21 protein-coding genes are annotated in these 17,651 nt (G+C 73.2%); 9 read left to right on the forward strand and 12 right to left on the reverse strand.

Annotated elements, in window-relative coordinates:
• Nucleotides 1-6 precede the first annotated feature (6 nt).
• From JD77_RS08700 to JD77_RS08710, 3 genes are read right to left on the reverse strand one after another with little or no spacing between them, the layout of a single operon-like run.
• Complete coding sequence (locus JD77_RS08700) at nucleotides 7-852, reverse strand: beta-keto acid cleavage family enzyme (RefSeq protein WP_145773819.1); 846 nt, start codon at nucleotides 850-852, stop codon at nucleotides 7-9.
• A gap of 57 nt (nucleotides 853-909) precedes the next feature.
• Nucleotides 910-2,022 carry a CAF17-like 4Fe-4S cluster assembly/insertion protein YgfZ gene (gene ygfZ, locus JD77_RS08705; RefSeq protein ID WP_145773820.1) on the reverse strand — a complete coding sequence of 371 codons (1,113 nt, stop codon included), beginning with the start codon at nucleotides 2,020-2,022 and terminating at the stop codon, nucleotides 910-912.
• Entirely contained in the window at nucleotides 2,019-2,447 is a 429-nt protein-coding gene (locus JD77_RS08710) for a Fur family transcriptional regulator (RefSeq protein ID WP_145773821.1), read from the reverse strand. Before JD77_RS08710 ends, ygfZ begins: the two co-directional genes overlap by 4 nt.
• Before the next feature lie 310 nt (nucleotides 2,448-2,757).
• Between JD77_RS08710 and JD77_RS08715 the strand changes: the two genes are divergently transcribed.
• Complete coding sequence (locus JD77_RS08715; protein WP_145773822.1) at nucleotides 2,758-3,624, forward strand: aminotransferase class IV; 867 nt, start codon at nucleotides 2,758-2,760, stop codon at nucleotides 3,622-3,624.
• Nucleotides 3,625-3,742: 118 nt separating this feature from the next.
• Here JD77_RS08715 and JD77_RS08720 read toward each other — a convergent pair whose 3' ends face one another.
• Both JD77_RS08720 and mtfM read right to left on the reverse strand, forming a co-directional pair.
• Nucleotides 3,743-4,336, reverse strand: coding sequence for a heme-binding beta-barrel domain-containing protein (locus JD77_RS08720; RefSeq protein WP_145773823.1), 594 nt, complete (start codon nucleotides 4,334-4,336; stop codon nucleotides 3,743-3,745).
• Nucleotides 4,337-4,615: 279 nt separating this feature from the next.
• On the reverse strand, nucleotides 4,616-4,720 hold the full coding sequence (gene mtfM / locus JD77_RS34675; protein WP_281292090.1) for a small membrane protein MtfM: 105 nt from the start codon (nucleotides 4,718-4,720) through the stop codon (nucleotides 4,616-4,618).
• 12 nt (nucleotides 4,721-4,732) lie between these two features.
• Between mtfM and JD77_RS08725 the strand changes: the two genes are divergently transcribed.
• The gene (locus tag JD77_RS08725; protein ID WP_145773824.1) at nucleotides 4,733-5,107 is read left to right on the forward strand and encodes a DsrE family protein; all 375 of its coding nucleotides are present in this window, start codon (nucleotides 4,733-4,735) and stop codon (nucleotides 5,105-5,107) included.
• 176 nt (nucleotides 5,108-5,283) lie between these two features.
• On the opposite strand, the gene JD77_RS08730 is transcribed toward JD77_RS08725, so the two are convergent.
• The 6 genes from JD77_RS08730 to JD77_RS08750 form a co-directional block, all read right to left on the reverse strand.
• Entirely contained in the window at nucleotides 5,284-6,087 is an 804-nt protein-coding gene (locus tag JD77_RS08730) for a hypothetical protein (protein WP_246140576.1), read from the reverse strand.
• A 76-nt stretch (nucleotides 6,088-6,163) separates the two neighbouring features.
• Nucleotides 6,164-6,487 (reverse strand): DUF1416 domain-containing protein, encoded by a 324-nt coding sequence (locus tag JD77_RS08735; RefSeq protein WP_145773825.1) that lies wholly within the window; start codon nucleotides 6,485-6,487, stop codon nucleotides 6,164-6,166.
• 1 nt (nucleotide 6,488) lies between these two features.
• Nucleotides 6,489-7,337 (reverse strand): sulfurtransferase, encoded by an 849-nt coding sequence (locus tag JD77_RS08740; RefSeq protein ID WP_145773826.1) that lies wholly within the window; start codon nucleotides 7,335-7,337, stop codon nucleotides 6,489-6,491.
• A 197-nt stretch (nucleotides 7,338-7,534) separates the two neighbouring features.
• On the reverse strand, nucleotides 7,535-7,612 hold the full coding sequence (locus JD77_RS35085) for an Ms5788A family Cys-rich leader peptide (RefSeq protein WP_311202345.1): 78 nt from the start codon (nucleotides 7,610-7,612) through the stop codon (nucleotides 7,535-7,537).
• A gap of 125 nt (nucleotides 7,613-7,737) precedes the next feature.
• A complete protein-coding gene (locus JD77_RS08745) occupies nucleotides 7,738-8,526 on the reverse strand; it encodes an LmeA family phospholipid-binding protein (protein ID WP_145773827.1) in 789 nt (262 codons plus the stop codon).
• Between the two features lie 96 nt (nucleotides 8,527-8,622).
• Nucleotides 8,623-9,681 carry a hypothetical protein gene (locus tag JD77_RS08750; protein ID WP_145773828.1) on the reverse strand — a complete coding sequence of 353 codons (1,059 nt, stop codon included), beginning with the start codon at nucleotides 9,679-9,681 and terminating at the stop codon, nucleotides 8,623-8,625.
• A 252-nt stretch (nucleotides 9,682-9,933) separates the two neighbouring features.
• Between JD77_RS08750 and JD77_RS08755 the strand changes: the two genes are divergently transcribed.
• The 7 genes from JD77_RS08755 to pstB all read left to right on the forward strand — a co-directional run bounded on the left by JD77_RS08755 (nucleotide 9,934) and on the right by pstB (nucleotide 17,216).
• Nucleotides 9,934-10,647 (forward strand): winged helix-turn-helix transcriptional regulator, encoded by a 714-nt coding sequence (locus tag JD77_RS08755; protein WP_145773829.1) that lies wholly within the window; start codon nucleotides 9,934-9,936, stop codon nucleotides 10,645-10,647.
• Nucleotides 10,648-10,876: 229 nt separating this feature from the next.
• Nucleotides 10,877-11,740, forward strand: coding sequence for a polysaccharide deacetylase family protein (locus JD77_RS08760; RefSeq protein ID WP_145773830.1), 864 nt, complete (start codon nucleotides 10,877-10,879; stop codon nucleotides 11,738-11,740).
• A gap of 67 nt (nucleotides 11,741-11,807) precedes the next feature.
• Nucleotides 11,808-12,734: a mycothiol synthase gene (gene mshD / locus JD77_RS08765; protein ID WP_145773831.1), complete on the forward strand. Its 927-nt coding sequence runs from the start codon at nucleotides 11,808-11,810 to the stop codon at nucleotides 12,732-12,734.
• A gap of 357 nt (nucleotides 12,735-13,091) precedes the next feature.
• Complete coding sequence (gene pstS, locus JD77_RS08770) at nucleotides 13,092-14,198, forward strand: phosphate ABC transporter substrate-binding protein PstS (RefSeq protein WP_145773832.1); 1,107 nt, start codon at nucleotides 13,092-13,094, stop codon at nucleotides 14,196-14,198.
• 47 nt (nucleotides 14,199-14,245) lie between these two features.
• On the forward strand, nucleotides 14,246-15,337 hold the full coding sequence (gene pstC / locus JD77_RS08775; RefSeq protein ID WP_145773833.1) for a phosphate ABC transporter permease subunit PstC: 1,092 nt from the start codon (nucleotides 14,246-14,248) through the stop codon (nucleotides 15,335-15,337).
• Nucleotides 15,334-16,419 carry a phosphate ABC transporter permease PstA gene (pstA, locus tag JD77_RS08780; RefSeq protein WP_145773834.1) on the forward strand — a complete coding sequence of 362 codons (1,086 nt, stop codon included), beginning with the start codon at nucleotides 15,334-15,336 and terminating at the stop codon, nucleotides 16,417-16,419. Before pstC ends, pstA begins: the two co-directional genes overlap by 4 nt.
• A gap of 20 nt (nucleotides 16,420-16,439) precedes the next feature.
• A complete protein-coding gene (gene pstB / locus JD77_RS08785) occupies nucleotides 16,440-17,216 on the forward strand; it encodes a phosphate ABC transporter ATP-binding protein PstB (protein ID WP_145773835.1) in 777 nt (258 codons plus the stop codon).
• 84 nt (nucleotides 17,217-17,300) lie between these two features.
• On the opposite strand, the gene JD77_RS08790 is transcribed toward pstB, so the two are convergent.
• Nucleotides 17,301-17,609: a hypothetical protein gene (locus JD77_RS08790; RefSeq protein ID WP_246140577.1), complete on the reverse strand. Its 309-nt coding sequence runs from the start codon at nucleotides 17,607-17,609 to the stop codon at nucleotides 17,301-17,303.
• Nucleotides 17,610-17,651: the final 42 nt, after the last annotated feature.

Raw genomic sequence — 17,651 nt, forward strand, 5'->3', positions numbered from 1 at the left:
ACAGGCTCACACCACCGTCGTCCGCTGGATCCCGAGCAGCTCACGGGCCTCGGCGGCGGTCAGCGGCGGGCGCTGGGCGAGCTGGGCGAAGCCGACCGCCCGGGCGATCAGCTGCATGTTCGACTCGACCGGCTGACCCTTCGCGTACGTGATGGTGTCCTCCATGCCGACCCGCAGGTGCCCGCCGGCCGACAGGGACGCCAGCAGCACCGGGAGGGTGGTGCGGCCGACGCCGGTGGCCGAGAAGGTGGTGCCCTCCGGCAGGTCCCGCAGCGCCTGGTGCGCGGCGACCAGCGCCTGCGTGGTGCCCGGCATGCCGCCCGGCACGCCCATCACGAAGTCGACGTGCACGTGCCCGCCGTACGGCAGCCCGTACTTGCCGAGCAGGCGCTGGAGGGAGGTCAGGTGTCCGAGGTCGAAGATCTCGTACTCGGGCACGATGCCGCGTTCCTGCATCCGGGTGTGCAGGTCGACGATGAACTCCCAGCGGTTGAGGAAGACGTCGTCGCCGAAGTTGACCGTGCCCATGGTGCAGGAGGCCATGTCCGGCCCCGCGTCCAGCACGGCCAGCCGGTCGGCCTCCGGGTCGGTCACCGCGCCACCGGAGGAGAGCTGCACGATCAGGTCCGTGCCCTCACGCAGCGCCGCCACGGTCTCCCGCAGCCGGCCCTGGTCGAGGGTCGGCTTCGCCTCGTCGTCGCGGATGTGGACGTGGATCACGGCCGCGCCGAGCGCCTCGCACTCCTTCGCCGTCAGCAGCAGCTCGGCGAGGGTGACCGGCAGCGCCGGCACATCCGCCTTGGCCGACTCCGCGCCGGTGGGGGCAACCGTGATCAACGTCCCTGTCGTCATGCCGGCGATCCTAGACGCCCCGGCCGGGTCGGGGCGGACACCGCGTCCGGCGGCCCGCTACCCCACGTCGATGGCGGCGGCGGTCTCGCCGACGAGCAGGCGGGCGTCGTCGGGGACGTTGCGCTTCACCACCGCCAGGGCGATCTGGCCCAGCTCGTGGTGCTGCACGGCGGTACCGACGAAGCCGACCGCCCGGTCGTCCAGGGTCACCGGCGTGCCGGCCGCCGGCGGCTGGTCGGTGGTCACGCCGTCCAGGTGCAGCAGTACGAGGCGACGCGGGGGCCTGCCCATGTTGTGCACCCGGGCCACGGTCTCCTGGCCGCGGTAGCAGCCCTTGTCCAGGTGCACCGCCGGGCCGATCAGCTCCACCTCGGCGGGGATGGTCCGGTGGTCGGTGTCCACCCCGACCCTGGCCCGCCGGGCGGCCACCCGGACCGCCTCGTACGCCCACAACCCGGCCACCGGCACGCCCGCGTCGCGCAGCCGGGCGACCACGTCGGCCATGGCCGGCCGGGGCACCAGCAGGTCCACGCCCAGCGGGCCCCGGCGGGCCCACCCGCCGCCGGGCAGCGGCGCGACCGCGTACCGGACGGTGGGCCGGGCCGGCAGCTCGCCGGAGCGGAACTTCGGGCCGGGGACCGCGAGCGCGTCGGGCTCGGCCAGCCCGGTCACGCCGAGGGTGCCGAGCGCGCCGGTCGCCTCCGGCCCGACCAGCGAGAGCAGGGCCTGCTCGGCGGTCGCGTCGCGCGGCTCGACCCGGCTGAAGAAACGCATCTTCTCCAGGTACGCCAGCAGGCCGTCGGTGGCCCCCGGCTCGGTGTCGAGCCAGGTGGTGACGCCGTCCTCGGCGACCATCGCGTGCTGCTCGACGTGCCCGTGCGGAGAGAGCACCAGCAGCTCCGTGCCCTCGCCGGCCCGCAGCGTGGCCAGGTGCTGGGTGGTCAGGGTGTGCAGCCAGCCGATCCGCTCCTCGCCGGACACCGCGACCACGCCCCGGTGCGACCGGTCGACCAGGCCGACGGCGGTGTCCAGGATGCGCTGCTCCCGCAGCGGGTCGCCGTAGTGGGCGGCGACCCCGCGTACGCCGGCGGCCCGGTGCTCCGGGTCGGGCTGGTCCCGGGTCGCCTCGTCGATCGCCTCGACGGCCACCGCTCCCGCGATGTCGATCATTTCTGCTCCCCGTCCTCGCAGCTCCCGCAGACGCCGAACAGCGCCACGTGCCCGATGTCCACCCGGAACCCCCGCTGCTCGGCCAACTGGTCGGCCAGCGGCCGCAGCAGCTCCGGATCGATCTCGTCGATCGCGCCGCACTCCCGGCACACCAGGTGGACGTGCTGGTGCTCGCCGGCGGCGTGGTAGGTGGGCGCGCCGTGCGAGAGATGGGTGTGGGTGACCAGGCCGAGGCGTTCCAGCAGCTCCAGCGTCCGATAGATGGTGGTGATGTTGACCCCGGCGGCGACCTCGCGGACCGCGCTGTGCACCTGCTCCGGTGTGGCGTGCCCCAGATCCAGCACCGCCTGGAGGATCAGCTGCCGCTGTGCCGTGAGCCGCAGCCCACGGGCGCGGAGCACTTCCGCGAGGGAGGATTCGGACACCCTCCGATCATAGTTCGACCGCCACCCCGCCCCACCCCCGCGACCACCCACCCACCCCACCCCACCCCACCCCACCGCCACCCCACCCCACCCCACCGCCCCTCGCCCCGCCCCACCCCACCCCGCCCCGGCGCGGCGATCAAGAGGTTTGCGTCACCCAAGCGCCCACCTCCCGACGCAAACCTCTTGGTCACCGCGCTGGGCCGAGGCCGAGGCGGGCGCGCGCAGGCCGGTCGGGGGCGCTCGCGGCCGGGCGGGGTCGGCGGGTTGGCGTGTGCCGGGCCGAGTTCCGGCGTTAGGCTTCGCGGTCGTGGTGGCGGCCAGGATCGCGGTGCTCGGGCGGGGCCTGCTGTCCGCGGGAGAGCCGACCCTGCGCGGCGACGACCTGGGCGTACTCCAGGGGGATGGGCTGTTCGAGACCATGCACCTGCGTGGCGGGCGGCCCTGGCTGCGCGACGAGCACCTCGCCCGGCTGGCCCGGGGGGCCACCCGGATCGACCTGTCGCTGCCGCCGACCGGCGTGCTCGTCGAGCTGCTGGCGACCACCTGCGCGGGCTGGCCCGCCGACGTCGAGGGCGCGCTGCGGCTGGTCTGCACCCGGGGCCCGGAGGGCGCGCGGGCCCCCTCCGTCTACGCCACGCTGACCGAGGTGCCGGCCGCCGCCCGGCGGGCCCGCCGGGCCGGGATCGCCGTGGCGACCCTGCCGCTGGGCGTGGCCGCCCACGCCCGCGCCGCTCTGGACTGGCTGCCGGTCGGGATCAAGTCGACGTCGTACGCGGTCAGCGCCGCCGCCCGCCGCTGGGCCGCCACGCACGGTGTGGACGACGTGCTGTGGATCTCCACCGACGGGTACGCCCTGGAGGGGCCCACGGCGAACGTGGTCTGGCTGACCGGCCGCACCCTGTGCACCGTGCCGCCGGCCGCGACCGGGATCCTGCCCGGGGTGACCGCGGCCTGGCTGCTCGAGCGGGCGGGCGAGCTGGGCCTCGACGCGGCGGAACGGATGGTCACGCCGGCCGAGCTGCGCGCCGCCGAGGGCGTCTGGTTCACCTCGTCGGTCCGCGGCCTGGCCCCGGTGCACACCCTGGACGGCACCCCCCTGCGCCCCGCCCCCCAGACGCCGGCCCTCCAATCCCTCCTGGCGTTCCCGCTCCCCGCCGAGGAGGAGCCGGGTTGACCAAGAAGTTTGCGTCAGGAAGAACGGGGTCCGCTGACGCAAACTTCTTGATCGCCGAGGCGAGGGGGCGGAGGCGGCGAGGGGGGCGGGAGGAGGCGAGGAGGGGAGGGGCGGCGGGTTAGCCGGCTACGCGGGTCAGGCGGGCGGAGAGGTGTGGGCTGAGGGGCTGGCCGACGGCGGCCATCTCCTGGGCGTAGAGCAGGGCGCCCTCGACGATGCCGAAGAGACGGTGGCCCGCGCTGACCGCCTTCGCGGTCGACGTACGCACCACCGCGTCCGTCACGAACTCGAGCTGGGTGCCCTTGCGCTTGCCGATGTGCAGCTCCATGACGCCGGTGGGCGTGGTCATCAGCGCCTCCAGCTCGTCGGTGGCCCGCTCGCCCGCCAGCACCGGCCGCCACCAGCCGACCTCACGGCCGGCGGGGCGCACCGGCCGGCTCTGCTCGTCGAGGATCCAGGCCCGCGACTCGTAGAACAGGAACGGCCGGCCGTCGTGGCTGATCCGGATCTCCTGCGCGTAGTCGAAGTCCTCGATCGTCGGATAGCCGCCCCGGCCCCGGCCCCGCCACACCCCGACGTACGGCAGCAGACCGTCCAGTGTGGGGTGCAGCTTCGGGCCCACGCGCAGGTCGTGGCTCTCCTCGTACGGGTACGGCCCGACCGGGGGCGCGTTCAGCCACGGCGGCGGCGCAAGCGGGTTGTCCTCGCTCACCAGATCATCTCCGTTCGCGACTGCGGGGCTCGCAAACCCGGCTCACTCCTCGCGCTCACCAGATCATCTCCGTTCGCGACTGCGGGGCTCGCAAACCCGGCTCACTCCTCGCGCTCACCAGATCATCTTCGTTCGCGACTGCGGGGCTCGCAAACCCGGCTCACTCCTCGCGCTCACCAGATCATCTTCGTTCGCGACTGCGGGGCTCGCAAACCCGGCTCACTCCTCGCGCTCACCAGATCATCTTCGTTCGCGGCTGCGGGGCTCGCAGGACAGGGCTCACCAGCGACCTCTCGAAATCTTGACTGCCAGATAGACCAGGCCACCGGCGAGCGCGCCCAGGCCGGCGACCAGCAGGCTGACGAACCCGATCTCGGTAACCATCCGGGCCATCCTATGCTGGGCGGCATGGCCCGCACTCTCGTCGTCAAGGCCACCGCAGGAGCCGATGCCCCGGAGCGGTGCGCCCAGGCGTTCACGGTGGCGGCCGCCGCGGCGGCCGCCGGGGTGGACGTCTCGCTCTGGCTCACCGGGGAGTCGACCTGGTTCGCGCTGCCGGGCCGGGCGCAGGAGTTCGAGCTGCCGCACTCCGCGCCGCTGGCCGAACTGCTGCACGTCATCATGGCGACGGGCAAGGTCACCGCCTGCACCCAGTGCGCCGCCCGGCGGGACATCGGCCCGGGGGACGTCCTGCCGGGCGTACGGATCGCCGGGGCCGCCGTGTTCGTCGAGGAGGCCATGGCCGACGGGGCGCAGGCGTTGGTCTACTGACCGCCGCGCCTCCACGCCGCGTCGGCCCGCCGAACGGGAGACGCCGCGTCGGCCGGCCGAACGGGAGACGCCGCGCCGGCCCGTCGAACGGGAGACGCCGGTCAGCCGGCGCCGAACGAGGTCCGCCGGACGAGGTCAGCCGGCGCAGCCGGTCGTGGCGGTCAGCTCCCCGCCGGTCAGGGCCACCGTCGCCGCGCCCTGGCGGTAGGCGTACACCTCGGGGACGTCGAGGAGGACGGCGCCGGCGGCGACCGCGGCGAGCGCGCGGGCCGGATCCGCCGGGACCGGGTCGAGCGTGACGCGGGTCGTGCGGGCCGAGCCGCCCCCGGGGCACGGCGCGGCGACCGCCTGGGAGGCGGGCGCGGCCGGGTTGCCCAGGGCGCGCAGCGCGGCGGCGAGCGCGTCCGCCTCCGGGCCGCCCTGTCCTGCGGGCGGGCGGTAGCCGTCGCCGACGGGCGGCACCCGGTGCGCACGGTGAGCCGGACCCGGCCGTCGCCGGCCGGCCGCCCGGCGACCGCCACGAACTCCCCGGCGTCGGCGCGCAGCCGGGGGCCCTCGTCGCTCACCAGGACGCCGGCGCGCCAGGCCGCCGGGAGTCGGTCGGCGACGTGCTCCAGCACCGCCCGGGGCTCGTCGGCACCGGTCATCACCTCGACGGCCCGCTCCAGCGTCGCGCCGTCCAGCAACGGGGTGACCCGGCAGCCGGACGCGACCCGGTCCGGCGCGAGCGTGACCACCCGTCCCCCGGCCGCGGCGACCAGTTCGCCGACCGCCCAGTCGGCCACCGGGCCGGCCTGGGCCAGGGTGCGCTGCTCGCGCACGGTGGGACCGTCGGTGCGCACCGACACCCAGGTGAGCGCGGCGAGCAGCACCGCCCAGGCCACGGTCGCGGCGAGCAGCCAGCGGGACCTGCGGCGGGTGGGCGTCGGCTCGGACGGACCGGTCGGCGGGGCATGGCCCGCGTGGACAGCACCACTCACCCGCTCATCGTGTCACGTCACGCATACGGGCCGGTCACCCCGTGGGGGCGACCGGCCCGTCGATGCGCGGCGTGGCTCAGGCGACCGTGACGGCCACCTCGTTGATCCCGCGCGCGGCGGTGACGACGGTGTCGCCGTTGCCGTGCCGGGACAGCGCCCGCAGCGTCCAGTTGCCGGGCGCGGCGAAGAACCGGAACTGGCCGGCAGGCGAGGTCACCACCTCGGCGGTGAACTCGCCGGTCGAGTCGAGCAGCCGGACGTACGCGCCCGGAACCAGCTCGCCGGCCTCGGACCGGACGACGCCGGTGATGACGGTTTCCTTCTCCAGGTCAAGGCTGGCGGGCAGCGGCGCGGCCTGGTCGGGCGCGGCGCAGCTGGCGGCGGCGGTCGGAGCTGTCATCTCAGGCCTCCCCAGGCTCGTCGCCGAGCGCGACCGGCACGCCGACGAGCGAGCCGTACTCGGTCCAGGAACCGTCGTAGTTTTTCACGTTCTGGTGGCCGAGCAGCTCCTGCAGCACGAACCAGGTGTGCGAGGAGCGCTCGCCGATGCGGCAGTAGGCGATGGTTTCCTTGCCGTCGTCGAGGCCGGCGTCGGCGTAGATCTTGCGCAGCTCGTCGTCGGACTTGAAGGTGCCGTCCTCGTTGGCCGCCTTGGACCACGGCACGCTGATCGCGGTCGGCACGTGGCCGGCGCGCTGCGCCTGCTCCTGCGGCAGGTGGGCGGGGGCGAGCAGCCGGCCGGCGTACTCGTCGGGGCTGCGCACGTCGACCAGGTTCTTGGCGCCGATCGCGGCGACGACGTCGTCCCGGAAGGCGCGGATCGAGGTGTCCGGCTCCTGCGCGACGTACTGCGTCTTCGGGCGCTCCACCTTGTCGGTGACCAGCGGGCGGGCGTCCAGCTCCCACTTCTTGCGGCCGCCGTCGAGCAGCTTGACGTCGCGGTGGCCGTACAGCTTGAAGTACCAGTACGCGTACGCGGCGAACCAGTTGTTGTTGCCGCCGTACAGGATGACGGCGTCGTCGTTGGCGATGCCCCGCTCGGACAGCAGCGCCTCGAACTGGCTCTTGTTGACGAAGTCCCGGCGCACCGGGTCCTGCAGGTCGGTCTTCCAGTCGAGCTTGATCGCACCGGCGATGTGCCCGGTGTCGTACGCCGAGGTGTCCTCGTCGACCTCGACGAAGACGACACCCGGGGCGTCGAGGTTCTTCTCGGCCCACTCGGCCGAGACGAGTGCGGTGTCGCGACTCATCGAATCACTCCCTGGTGAGGATGGACGGTGAGCCTGCGCGCGGAGATCGAAATGCGTGATTGTCGCACCACACGCGGGCCCTGGTTTAGGACGGGATCACGGGTTCGTGCGACGGCGCCGCTGCCGGGCGTTCAAGGACCGGAGGGTACGCGACCCTGTGGCCGGTGGCCGCTGGGCGGCCGAGGACAGCCCCGCCGTCAGATGACGGGGCGACACAGGCAGGTGGCCACGCGGCACAGGTCGACCGCGCGCCGTTTGGTGAGGAGCGTCCCCATGAGCAGGGAGCCTACCAGCCGTCCCGGAGAGTGCCACCGACCCGACCAGCATCCGGGACGCCCGTTCGGGCAGGGCCGACCAGGTACGCCGATCGGGTACGCCGGTCAGCCCGCCGATACGCCGGTCAGCCCGCCGAGTTGATCGGTACGTCCTTCGCCCCCACGGTCACCTCGAGCCCCCGCGGCAGCGGCTTGACCTCACGCACCTTCAGGTGCAGGGGCAGGTCCTGCAGCGGCACGTCGATCGAGATGCTCCGCGCGTAGTTGTTCAGCAGGGTGCGGGCCAGCGGCACCTGGGGCAGCCCCTCGGCGTCCAGGTCGGCGAAGCGCAGCGACACCTGGCCCTCCTTGCCGACGGTCACCTCGGCCGTACCGGTGACGGTGAGCTTCTGGCCGAGGACGTCCACGGGCGCGGTCACGGCGAGCTTGCCGTCCCGCTCGTTGAGGGTCAGCCCCGGCCGGTCGAGGAGCTTGGCGAGGCTGTCGTACGCGATGACGCCCCTGCCGTCGACCGTCTCGGCGACCACGTCCCCCTGCCGGGTGCGCAGGGTCTCCAGCGAGGCCCGGACGTCGCGCGCGTCGACGTTCAGCTCGGGCAGGCTGAGCGCGTCGCCCTCCACCGAGGCCCGCACGTCGCGCAGCCCGATGGAGATCCGCTCGTACCTCCCGTCGAGGACCTGGGTCAGGAAGGGGAAGCCGCCGACCTCGACGCTGGGCGCGGCGGACTGCGCGTCCTGCCTGGCGACCTCCTGGCGGACCTGCTCGGCGATGGCCCGCTCGGCCATCCCGGCCGCCACGCGGTCGGCCACCGCGAGGAGCCCGACCAGGACCAGCAGCAGCACCACGAGCGTGATGAGCACCTTGCGCCCGCGCCGCCGGGGACGCTCCTCGTACGCCGGGTGGGCCTCGGCCACGCCGCCTCCTTCTCTCGCGCCGGTGCCGCCGTCCGCGGCGCACCGGTCAATACCCGAGGGGTACGGATCCCAACCGCCGTCCGGGCCGGCCGGCGGTCACAGGAACAGTACGCACATCGCGTACGCCGCCGGCGCGGCCAGCGCGAAGCCCCCGAGCGGGCCCTGCATGTGCCGGGCGATCCACATCGTCGGCGGCTCGCCCGCCATCAGCCGGCCCGCCTCGGCGTACCCGACGGCGAGATCGGCCAGGACGGCGGTGGCGGCGGTGACCAGGCCGACCAGGGCGCCGCTGGTGGGCGTGAAGCTGACCAGGTAGCTGCCGAGGACGGCGCTGGCCAGCGTGCCGACCATCGCGCCGACGACGACGCCCGCCGCGCCCCGCGGCACCTGCGGCGCGAGCCGGGGCCAGGGCAGCACCGCGTCGGTGAGCCGGGCGACGGTGAGCGCGACGCCGGCGGCGGTGAGGCAGATGGTGATCGCCTGGGTGCCGGCCGGTACGCGGCCGAGCACGATCAGGGTGCCGAACGACACCACGCCGACCACGATCAGCAGGGTGCTGCCGAGCGAGTCGGTGACCCGGACCCGGTCGACCCGGCGGAACAACTGCCCGAGGACGCCGAGCAGGAAGCCGCCGGCGGCCAGGTAGCCGAGGGGGGCCAGGCCGGCGACGTCGGACTGCACCGCGGCCGTGTCGGCGGCGGCGGCGACCACGGCGCTGACCCCGGCGACCACCAGCAGCGCGGGCGGGCGGATCGCCATCGTCCAGGCGAGGACGAAGAGCAGTTGCACGCCGAAGATGACGAACGCGAACGGCAGCCGGTGCCCCGGCCCGGCGGTCTGCGCGCCGAGCACCAGGCCGACGCCGAGCAGCGCGGCGAACCCGGCGACGGTGAGCGAGAGCGGCCGGCGCACCTCGACCGGCTCGATCTCCTCCTCGTCGTCCGCTCCGTCAAGCGACTCGTCGTCGGGCCGCCAACCGGAGTCGTCGCCCCGGCCGCGCAGCCGTCGGGGGCCGCGTCGGCGCGGTCGGGGCCGGTCGTCGTCGACGTCCGGGCCGGTGCGCGGCGCCGGTGGGTGCGCACGACCGGACGGCCCCGGGCGCGCGTCGTCGGCCCACGGGTCCCGGCCGGCCTCGGGGGAGGTCGAGGGATACACGCCCCGATCGTGCCAGACCCCGGCGCCGGCGCGGTGGTCGCGGTTTCGGCAACGTTAAAATCTGCCGCGCGAGCGGGCACAATACTGGCAAAGGGGAAATCACGCCAGGGTGCGCTCGGGGCCATCCGTTACGCTCGACCCGTTACCCGCCCGTCAGCGACGCCGGGACCACGCAAGTTCTCAGCGCCACTCCCCGCCGGGAGTGTCGCTGGTCGCGCGCGGCCGAGGCCGCCCGGGACGGGAGGTGATCGTGTGGAGATCCTGCTGTTGGTGACCGCGCGCGCGGGCACAGCATCGGCGGTGCTGCCGGCACTCGACCTGCTGCCGCACTCGGTGCGCACCGCGCCGCGCGACGTCCGCACCCTGGTCGCCGGCCCCACCCCGGACGCCGTACTGGTCGACGCCCGGTCCGAGCTGAGCGAGGCCCGGGCCACCTGCCGGATGCTGCACGCCACCGGGCTCGGGGTGCCGCTGGTCGCGGTGGTCACCGAGGCCGGCCTGATCGCGCTCAACGCCGACTGGGGCGTCGACGACGTGATCCTCGCCGGCGCCGGCCCGGCCGAGGTGGAGGCCCGGCTCCGGCTCGCGGTCGGCCGGCTCAACAACGCCACGGCCGGGGCCGGCGGCGCGATCCGGGCCGGCGAGCTGACCATCGACCCGGACACGTACGCCGCGCGGCTGAAGGGCCGCCCGCTCGACCTGACGTACAAGGAGTTCGAGCTGCTGAAGTTCCTCGCGCAGCACCCGGGCCGGGTGTTCACCCGGGACCAACTGCTGCGTGAGGTCTGGGGGTACGACTACTTCGGCGGCACCCGGACGGTGGACGTGCACGTCCGGCGGCTGCGGGCGAAGCTCGGCTCCGAGTACGAGTCGATGATCGGCACTGTCCGGCAGGTCGGCTACAAGTTCGTCGTGCCGCCGTCGCGGTCGCTGCCGGACTCTGAGGCCGCCCCGCTGCCCGTCTGAGTCCTCCGCTCCCCACCGGCCCCGGGTCTTCCGATCCCGGCCGGCCCGCCGGCTTTCCGCTCGCCGGACCGCCCCCTCCTCGTTCGGGCGAAGTGTTTTCGCATGCCCTTTTTACCCAACTCGTCGCTTCTACGCTGACTGTCGGGTTGATGGATGAAAGGGCGAGGGTGCGTGCCATGAACACGGGGGCGAAGAAGGGCAAGTTCAGAGACCGGAAGGGCGGTGTCCGATGACGGGCACCGGGAGGGACAGACGTTTCGTCGCGATCGCCACCCTCGTGGTGGCCGCACTGCTCGGGTCCGCGTACGCGGTCGGCCGGAGCCTGGTGCCGGAACCGACCGGCACCTCGGCGCGGACGCCCGCGTCCACCGAACAGCCGCCCACGGACGGCACCGACCGGAGCCCGGGTCGCGGGGACACGGCCGGCTCCCCCACTCCCAGCGCCAGCGCGAGCGGGGCGGAGATCCCTGGGTTGGAGACCGCCATGGACGGGCCGTTCGGGACCCAGGTCACCACCGGCTCCACGAACGTGGCGCTCACCTTCGACGACGGGCCGGACCCGCAGTACACGCCGCAGGTCCTGGAGCTGCTGCGGCAGTTCCGCGTCAAGGCCACGTTCTGCGTGGTCGGCGAGATGGCCCAGGGCCATCCCGACCTGGTCCGGGCGATCGTGAGCGAGGGGCACACCCTCTGCAACCACTCGTGGAACCACGACGTCGAGCTGGGCCAGCGGTCCCCCGCCACGATCCGGGACGACCTGCAGCGCACCAACGCCGCGATCCGGGAGGCGGTGCCGAACGCCCGCGTCGCGTACTACCGGCAGCCCGGCGGGGCGTGGACGGAGCCGGTGGTGTCGGTGGCCGACGAACTGGGGCTGGTCCCGCTGCACTGGAGCGTCGACCCCACGGACTGGGAGATGCCGGGCGCGAGCGTCATCGCCTCGTTCGTCGCGGCCAACACCCAGCCCGGCGCGATCGTCCTGATGCACGACGCGGGCGGCGACCGACAGGGCACGGTCAACGCGCTGCAGACCATCCTGCCGGACCTGACCAGCCGGTTCCAGCTGGCGGCGCTTCCGGCGGGCACCACGTGAACGGCCGGGTGGTCGCCGGCGACGGCACCACCCGGGCGTCCGGCCCCGCGCCCGTTACGGTTACGGGGTGAGCAGCGCCGAGCCGACGACCGACCGGGTGACCCGGACCCACGTGCTGACCCCGGCCGAGGCGGCCGACGTGCTGACCCTGGCCCGGGCGGCCGGCGACGCCGACGGGGCCGACCCGTTCGACGAGCACACCCTGCTCCGGCTGCGCGACCCCGAGGCGCCGGCCGTCCACCTGACCGCCCGCGGGCCGGACGGAACGCTGACCGGGTACGCCCACCTGGACACGACCGACCCGGGCGCCGGCGTCGGGGTGGAACTGGCCGTCCGCCCCGGACACCGGCGGCAGGGCACGGGCCGCGCGCTGGCCCGGGGCGTACTGGCCACCGCCTCGGGTCCGCTGCGCGCCTGGGCGCACGGCGACCACCCGTCGGCCGCCGCCCTCGCCGTCGACCTGGGCTTCGCCCGGGCGCGGGTGCTCTGGCAGCTGCGCCGCCCGCTGACCGCCCCACTGCCCGAGCCGCGCCTGCCGGACGGGGTGGCGCTGCGCGCGTTCGTCCCCGGGGCGGACGACGCCGCCTGGCTCGCGCTCAACGCCCGGGCCTTCGCCAGCCACCCCGAGCAGGGCCGCTGGACCGAGGTCGACCTGCGGGTACGCCTCGGGGAGCCCTGGTTCGACCCGGCCGGCTTCCTGCTCGCCGAGGAGTCGGCCACCGGCCGTCTGCTGGGCTTCCACTGGACCAAGGTGCACGAGCGGCCCGGCTCGGCCCGGATCGGCGAGGTCTACGTGCTCGGGGTGGACCCGGCGGCGCACGGCGGCGGGCTGGGCCGGGCGCTCACCGCCGCCGGGCTTGCGTACCTGCGGGACCGGCGCGGGCTGGACCGCGCGATGCTCTACGTCGACGAGTCCAACACGGCGGCGGTCGCGCTCTACGAGCGGCTCGGGTTCGCCCGTTGGTCCGCCCACGTCAACTACCGGCTGGGCTGAGTCACCTCCGGCGCCGCCGTCACCGTCCGTAGCCGCTGCCGGCCGGGCGGGGAGCCCCTCCCGGCCGGCCCGGACGGCCGACGCCATTGTCACGGGGACATCACGCGGGCGCCTCGGCGCGATAACGAGCCGCCGGAAAAATCGCACTATTAAGGATAGTGGGCTCCGAGTTCACTTATTGGAAAACCCATCCTCAGCCCACGGCCATCTGCCCGGCCGCACCTGTTCACCCCGCGTTCACTTCCGACCGGCGAACCGGCTACCTGGCGCTCCTACCTTTCAGATCAGCCGGGAAGCGCCGGCTCCCCCCGGGGCCCCGATCCGGGCGCCGGTCCAGACGTGAAGGGAATCCCTCAGGTGAAGCTCCAGCGGCACGGCACTATCGCCTGCCTCGCTCTTACTGCGGTGCTCGGTCTCAGTGCATGCGGCTCGGACAACAACGAGCCCGCCACCGGCGCCTCGGCCTCCGGGTCGGCCGCCGCGGCCGACTGCGCCACCGGCACCCTGAACGCTCAGGGCTCGTCCGCCCAGAAGAACGCCATGGACGAGTGGATCAAGGCGCACCAGCAGAAGTGCAGCGGCGCCAAGATCAACTACGAGCCGTCCGGCTCGGGCGCCGGCATCCAGGCGTTCATCGCCGGCACCGCCGACTTCGCCGGTTCCGACTCCGCCCTCAAGCCGGAGGAGCAACCGCAGGCGGACGCCAAGTGCACCGACGGCAAGGCCATCCACCTGCCGATGGTGATCGGCCCGGTGGCCATCGCCTACAACCTCGACGGCGTGGACAACCTCCAGCTCAAGCCGGCCACCCTGGCGAAGATCTTCGCCGGCAAGGTCACCAAGTGGGACGACCCGGCGATCAAGGCCGACAACCCCGGCGTCACCCTGCCGTCGACCGCGATCAACGCCGTGCACCGCGCGGACTCCTCCGGCACCACCGACAACTTCACCAACTTCCTGTCGAAGACCGCCGAGGCGGACTGGACGTTCGGCAAGGCCAAGGAGTGGAAGGCCCCGGGCGGCACCGGCGCCAACAAGTCCGACGGCGTGGCCAGCGCCATCAAGGGCCAGGCCGGCACCATCGGCTACGTCGAGTGGTCGTACGCCGAGAACGGCGGCCTGAAGATGGCCAAGGTCGCCAACGGCGCGGGCGAGTTCGTCGCGCTGACCGCCGAGTCGGCCGGCAAGACCATCGCCGGCGCCAAGGTCGAGGGCCAGGGCGACGACCTGAAGATGTCGATCGACTACAACACCAAGGAGGCCGGGGCCTACCCGATCGTCCTGGTGACGTACGAGATCGTCTGCGGCAAGGGCCTCGCCGCCGACAAGCTGCCGCTGGTCAAGGGCTTCCTGGCCCACGCCGCCAGCACCGAGGGTCAGGCGGCCCTGACCGAGCTGGGCTACGCCCCGCTGCCGGACTCGGTGCGCACCAAGGTCGAGTCCGCGGTCAAGAACCTCTCCTGACCTAGGACTCCACACCACCACCAATCTCAATCGAAGCGAGCGAGCAGATGGGTGAAACCCCTCACCGCTCGGCCGACGCCGGCACCGGCGGGACCCGCGTGGCCTCAGGCCAGGAGCGGCCCGCCGGTGCCTCGGCGCGTGTGGCCGAGTCACCAGTCAGCACCCGTACGCCGGGCGGGGACGGCCTCGGCGGTGGCGGCGCGCTGCCCCGGGCCCGGGCCTTCGGCGCGGAGCGCGCGTTCCGGGGTCTGACCCTGGCCGCCGGCACCGCCGTCCTGGTGATCATCGCCGCCATCGCGGTCTTCCTGATCGCCAAGGCGGTGCCGGCCCTGCGCGCCAACACCGAGAACTTCTGGACCTTCGAGGGCTGGTTCCCGAACGACGCCCAGCCGAAGTTCGGCATCGGCGCACTCGCCTTCGGCACCGTGCTCAGCGCCGCGCTGGCCCTGCTGATTGCGGTGCCGGTAGCCATGGGCATTGCGCTCTACCTGTCCCACTACGCGCCCCGCCGGCTGGGCACCGCGCTCGGCTTCCTGATCGACCTGCTCGCCGCCGTGCCGAGCGTGGTGTTCGGGCTCTGGGGCCGGGACATCTTCATCAACCCGGTCCGGGACTTCTCGGCCTGGCTGAACACCTACTTCGGCTGGATCCCGATCTTCGGCGGGGACGGACCGTTCGGCAAGTCCGTGCTGCTCGGCGCGCTGGTACTGGCGATCATGGTGCTGCCGATCATCACCTCGCTCTCCCGCGAGGTGTTCCTCCAGACCCCGACCGCCAACGAGGAGGCGGCGCTCGCGCTCGGCGCGACCCGGTGGGAGATGATCCGCACCGCCGTCCTCCCGTACGGCCGACCCGGCATCGTCGCCGCGGTGATGCTCGGCCTGGGCCGCGCGCTCGGCGAAACCATCGCGCTGGCGATGACCCTCGGCATCACCTTCAACATCTCGTTCAACCTGATCGAGAGCGGCGGCAACACCATCGCCGCCAACATCGCCAACACGTTCGGCGAGGCCAACGCCACCGGGCGGGGCGCGCTGATCGCCTCCGGCCTGGTGCTGTTCACCATCACGCTGATCGTCAACATCACCGCGCGGGCGATCATCTACCGCCGCCGGGAGTTCACGGAGTCGGCCGCATGACCACTGTCGCCAACCACCGCACCCGGCCGCCGGCCCAACCGGACACGCTCCGGGCCAGGCGGCTCCCCCGGTACGCCGCCCCGGCGATCGCCCTGGCGGCCGTCGCGGTCGCCGCCGCCGTCGTGTACGGCACGGGCATCGGCGGCCCGGTGCTCACCGTCGTCGTCGCCGCGCTGCTCTACCTGGCCGGCCTCTTCGCCGCCAGCAACGCGGTCGAGGGACGCCGGGCGGCCCGCAACCGCACCTGGAGCGCCCTGATCCACTCCGCGTTCGTGCTGGCCGTGCTGCCGCTGGCCTCCGTGGTCTGGACGCTGGTCAGCAAGGGCGTCGAGCGCCTCGACGGCAACTTCTTCGGCACCTCGATGAACAACATCGGGGCGCGCGACGCGAACGGCGGCGCGTACCACGCGATCGTCGGGACGCTGGAGCAGGTCGGCATCGCCACGCTGATCACCGTCCCGCTCGGCATCCTGTGCGCCATCTACGTGGTCGAGTACGGCCGCGGCCGGTTCGCGTTCGCGATCCGGTTCTTCGTCGACGTGATGACCGGCATCCCGTCCATCGTCGCCGGCCTGTTCGTGCTGGCGTTCTGGGTGCTGATCGTCTCGCCGGTGTTCAACGACGGGCGGCCCGGCTTCTCCGGGTTCGCCGCCGCGCTCGCGCTGAGCGTGCTCATGCTGCCCACCGTGGTCCGCTCCACCGAGGAGATGCTGCGTCTCGTCCCGGCGCCGCTGCGCGAGGGGGCGTACGCCCTCGGCGTGCCGAAGTGGAAGACCATCCTGCGGATCGTGCTGCCCACCGCGCTGCCGGGCATCGTGACGGGTGTGATGCTCGCCATCGCCCGGGCGGCCGGCGAGACGGCCCCGGTGCTGCTCGTCGCCGGCGGCGGCGCGGCGATCAACTTCAACCCGTTCGAGAACAACCAGTCGTCGCTGGCCCTCTTCGTCTACCAGCAGGCCGGCGACGCCTCGAAGTACGCCCCGGCGCGGGCGTGGACCGCGGCGCTGACCCTGGTCGCCCTCGTGCTGATCCTGACGGTCGCGGCGAAGCTGCTGGCCCGTCGCAACCGGCTCGGCCGATGAACCCCGGAGGTACCACCACCATGGCAAAGCGCATCGAGGCCACGAACGTCACCGCCTACTACGGGGGCTTCAAGGCGATCGAGAACATCAGCATGACCGTCGAGCCGAAGACGGTGACCGCCCTGATCGGGCCGTCCGGCTGCGGCAAGTCGACGTTCCTGCGCTCGATCAACCGGATGCACGAGGTGCTGCCCGGCGCCCGGGTCGAGGGCAACCTGACCATCGACGACCAGGACATCTACGACCGGGACGTGGACGTCACCGCCGTCCGCCGGATGATCGGCATGGTCTTCCAGCGGCCCAACCCGTTCCCCACCATGAGCATCTTCGAGAACGTGGTGGCCGGGCTGCGGCTCAACGGCGTACGCAAGAAGTCGATTCTGGAGGATGCGGCCGAGAAGGCGCTGCGCTCGGCGAACCTCTGGGACGAGGTGAAGGACCGCCTCGGCAAGCCGGGCGCCGGCCTGTCCGGCGGTCAGCAGCAGCGGCTGTGCATCGCGCGCACCATCGCGGTCGAGCCGCAGGTGGTGCTGATGGACGAGCCGTGCTCGGCGCTCGACCCGATCTCCACGCTGGCCATCGAGGACCTGATGTTCCAGCTCAAGGACAAGTTCACGATCGTCATCGTCACGCACAACATGCAGCAGGCCGCCCGCGTCTCCGACCGCACGGCCTTCTTCTCGATCGAGAAGACGGGCGACCCCGGCCGCCTCATCGAGTACGACAACACCCAGAAGATCTTCAGCAACCCCAGCGTCAAGAAGACCGAGGACTACATCACGGGCCGCTTCGGCTGAGGTGCAAGGAAGTACAGGGAGTGCAAGGAAGGGCCCCTTCTTATCGCTTTTCGCATAGGAAGGGACCCTTCTCGACATGCCCGGTCATCGAGGGAGCCGCCGGGCGCAGGGCCCGTCGTGGTCCGGCCGGAGCAGGCAGCGGCGGCCGTTGGCGAGGTGCCGCGGGCAGAAGGCCGGATGTCGTACCGCTGGCTGGTCGGCCTCGCAGACGGTCGCGTCGTCGCATTCGACCAGGTTGTGGAAGCTGAGCGAGCGGGCGATCACGCGGGCGACCCGTACGGCCGTGGTCAGGTCGTCGGCCGCGACCGGCAGCTGGATGAGGTACCGGTGACGGGTCGCCGGGCGTCCGACCTCCCCGCTGCCGCGCATCGCCGCCGTGTCACTGCCGTTCACCGGGTGTCGCCTCTCTGTTGGCCTGGTGGGTCTGGAAGGGGC

The sequence above is a fragment of the Micromonospora olivasterospora genome (genome assembly GCF_007830265.1).
In the GTDB taxonomy this organism is placed as follows: Bacteria; Actinomycetota; Actinomycetes; order Mycobacteriales; family Micromonosporaceae; genus Micromonospora; species Micromonospora olivasterospora.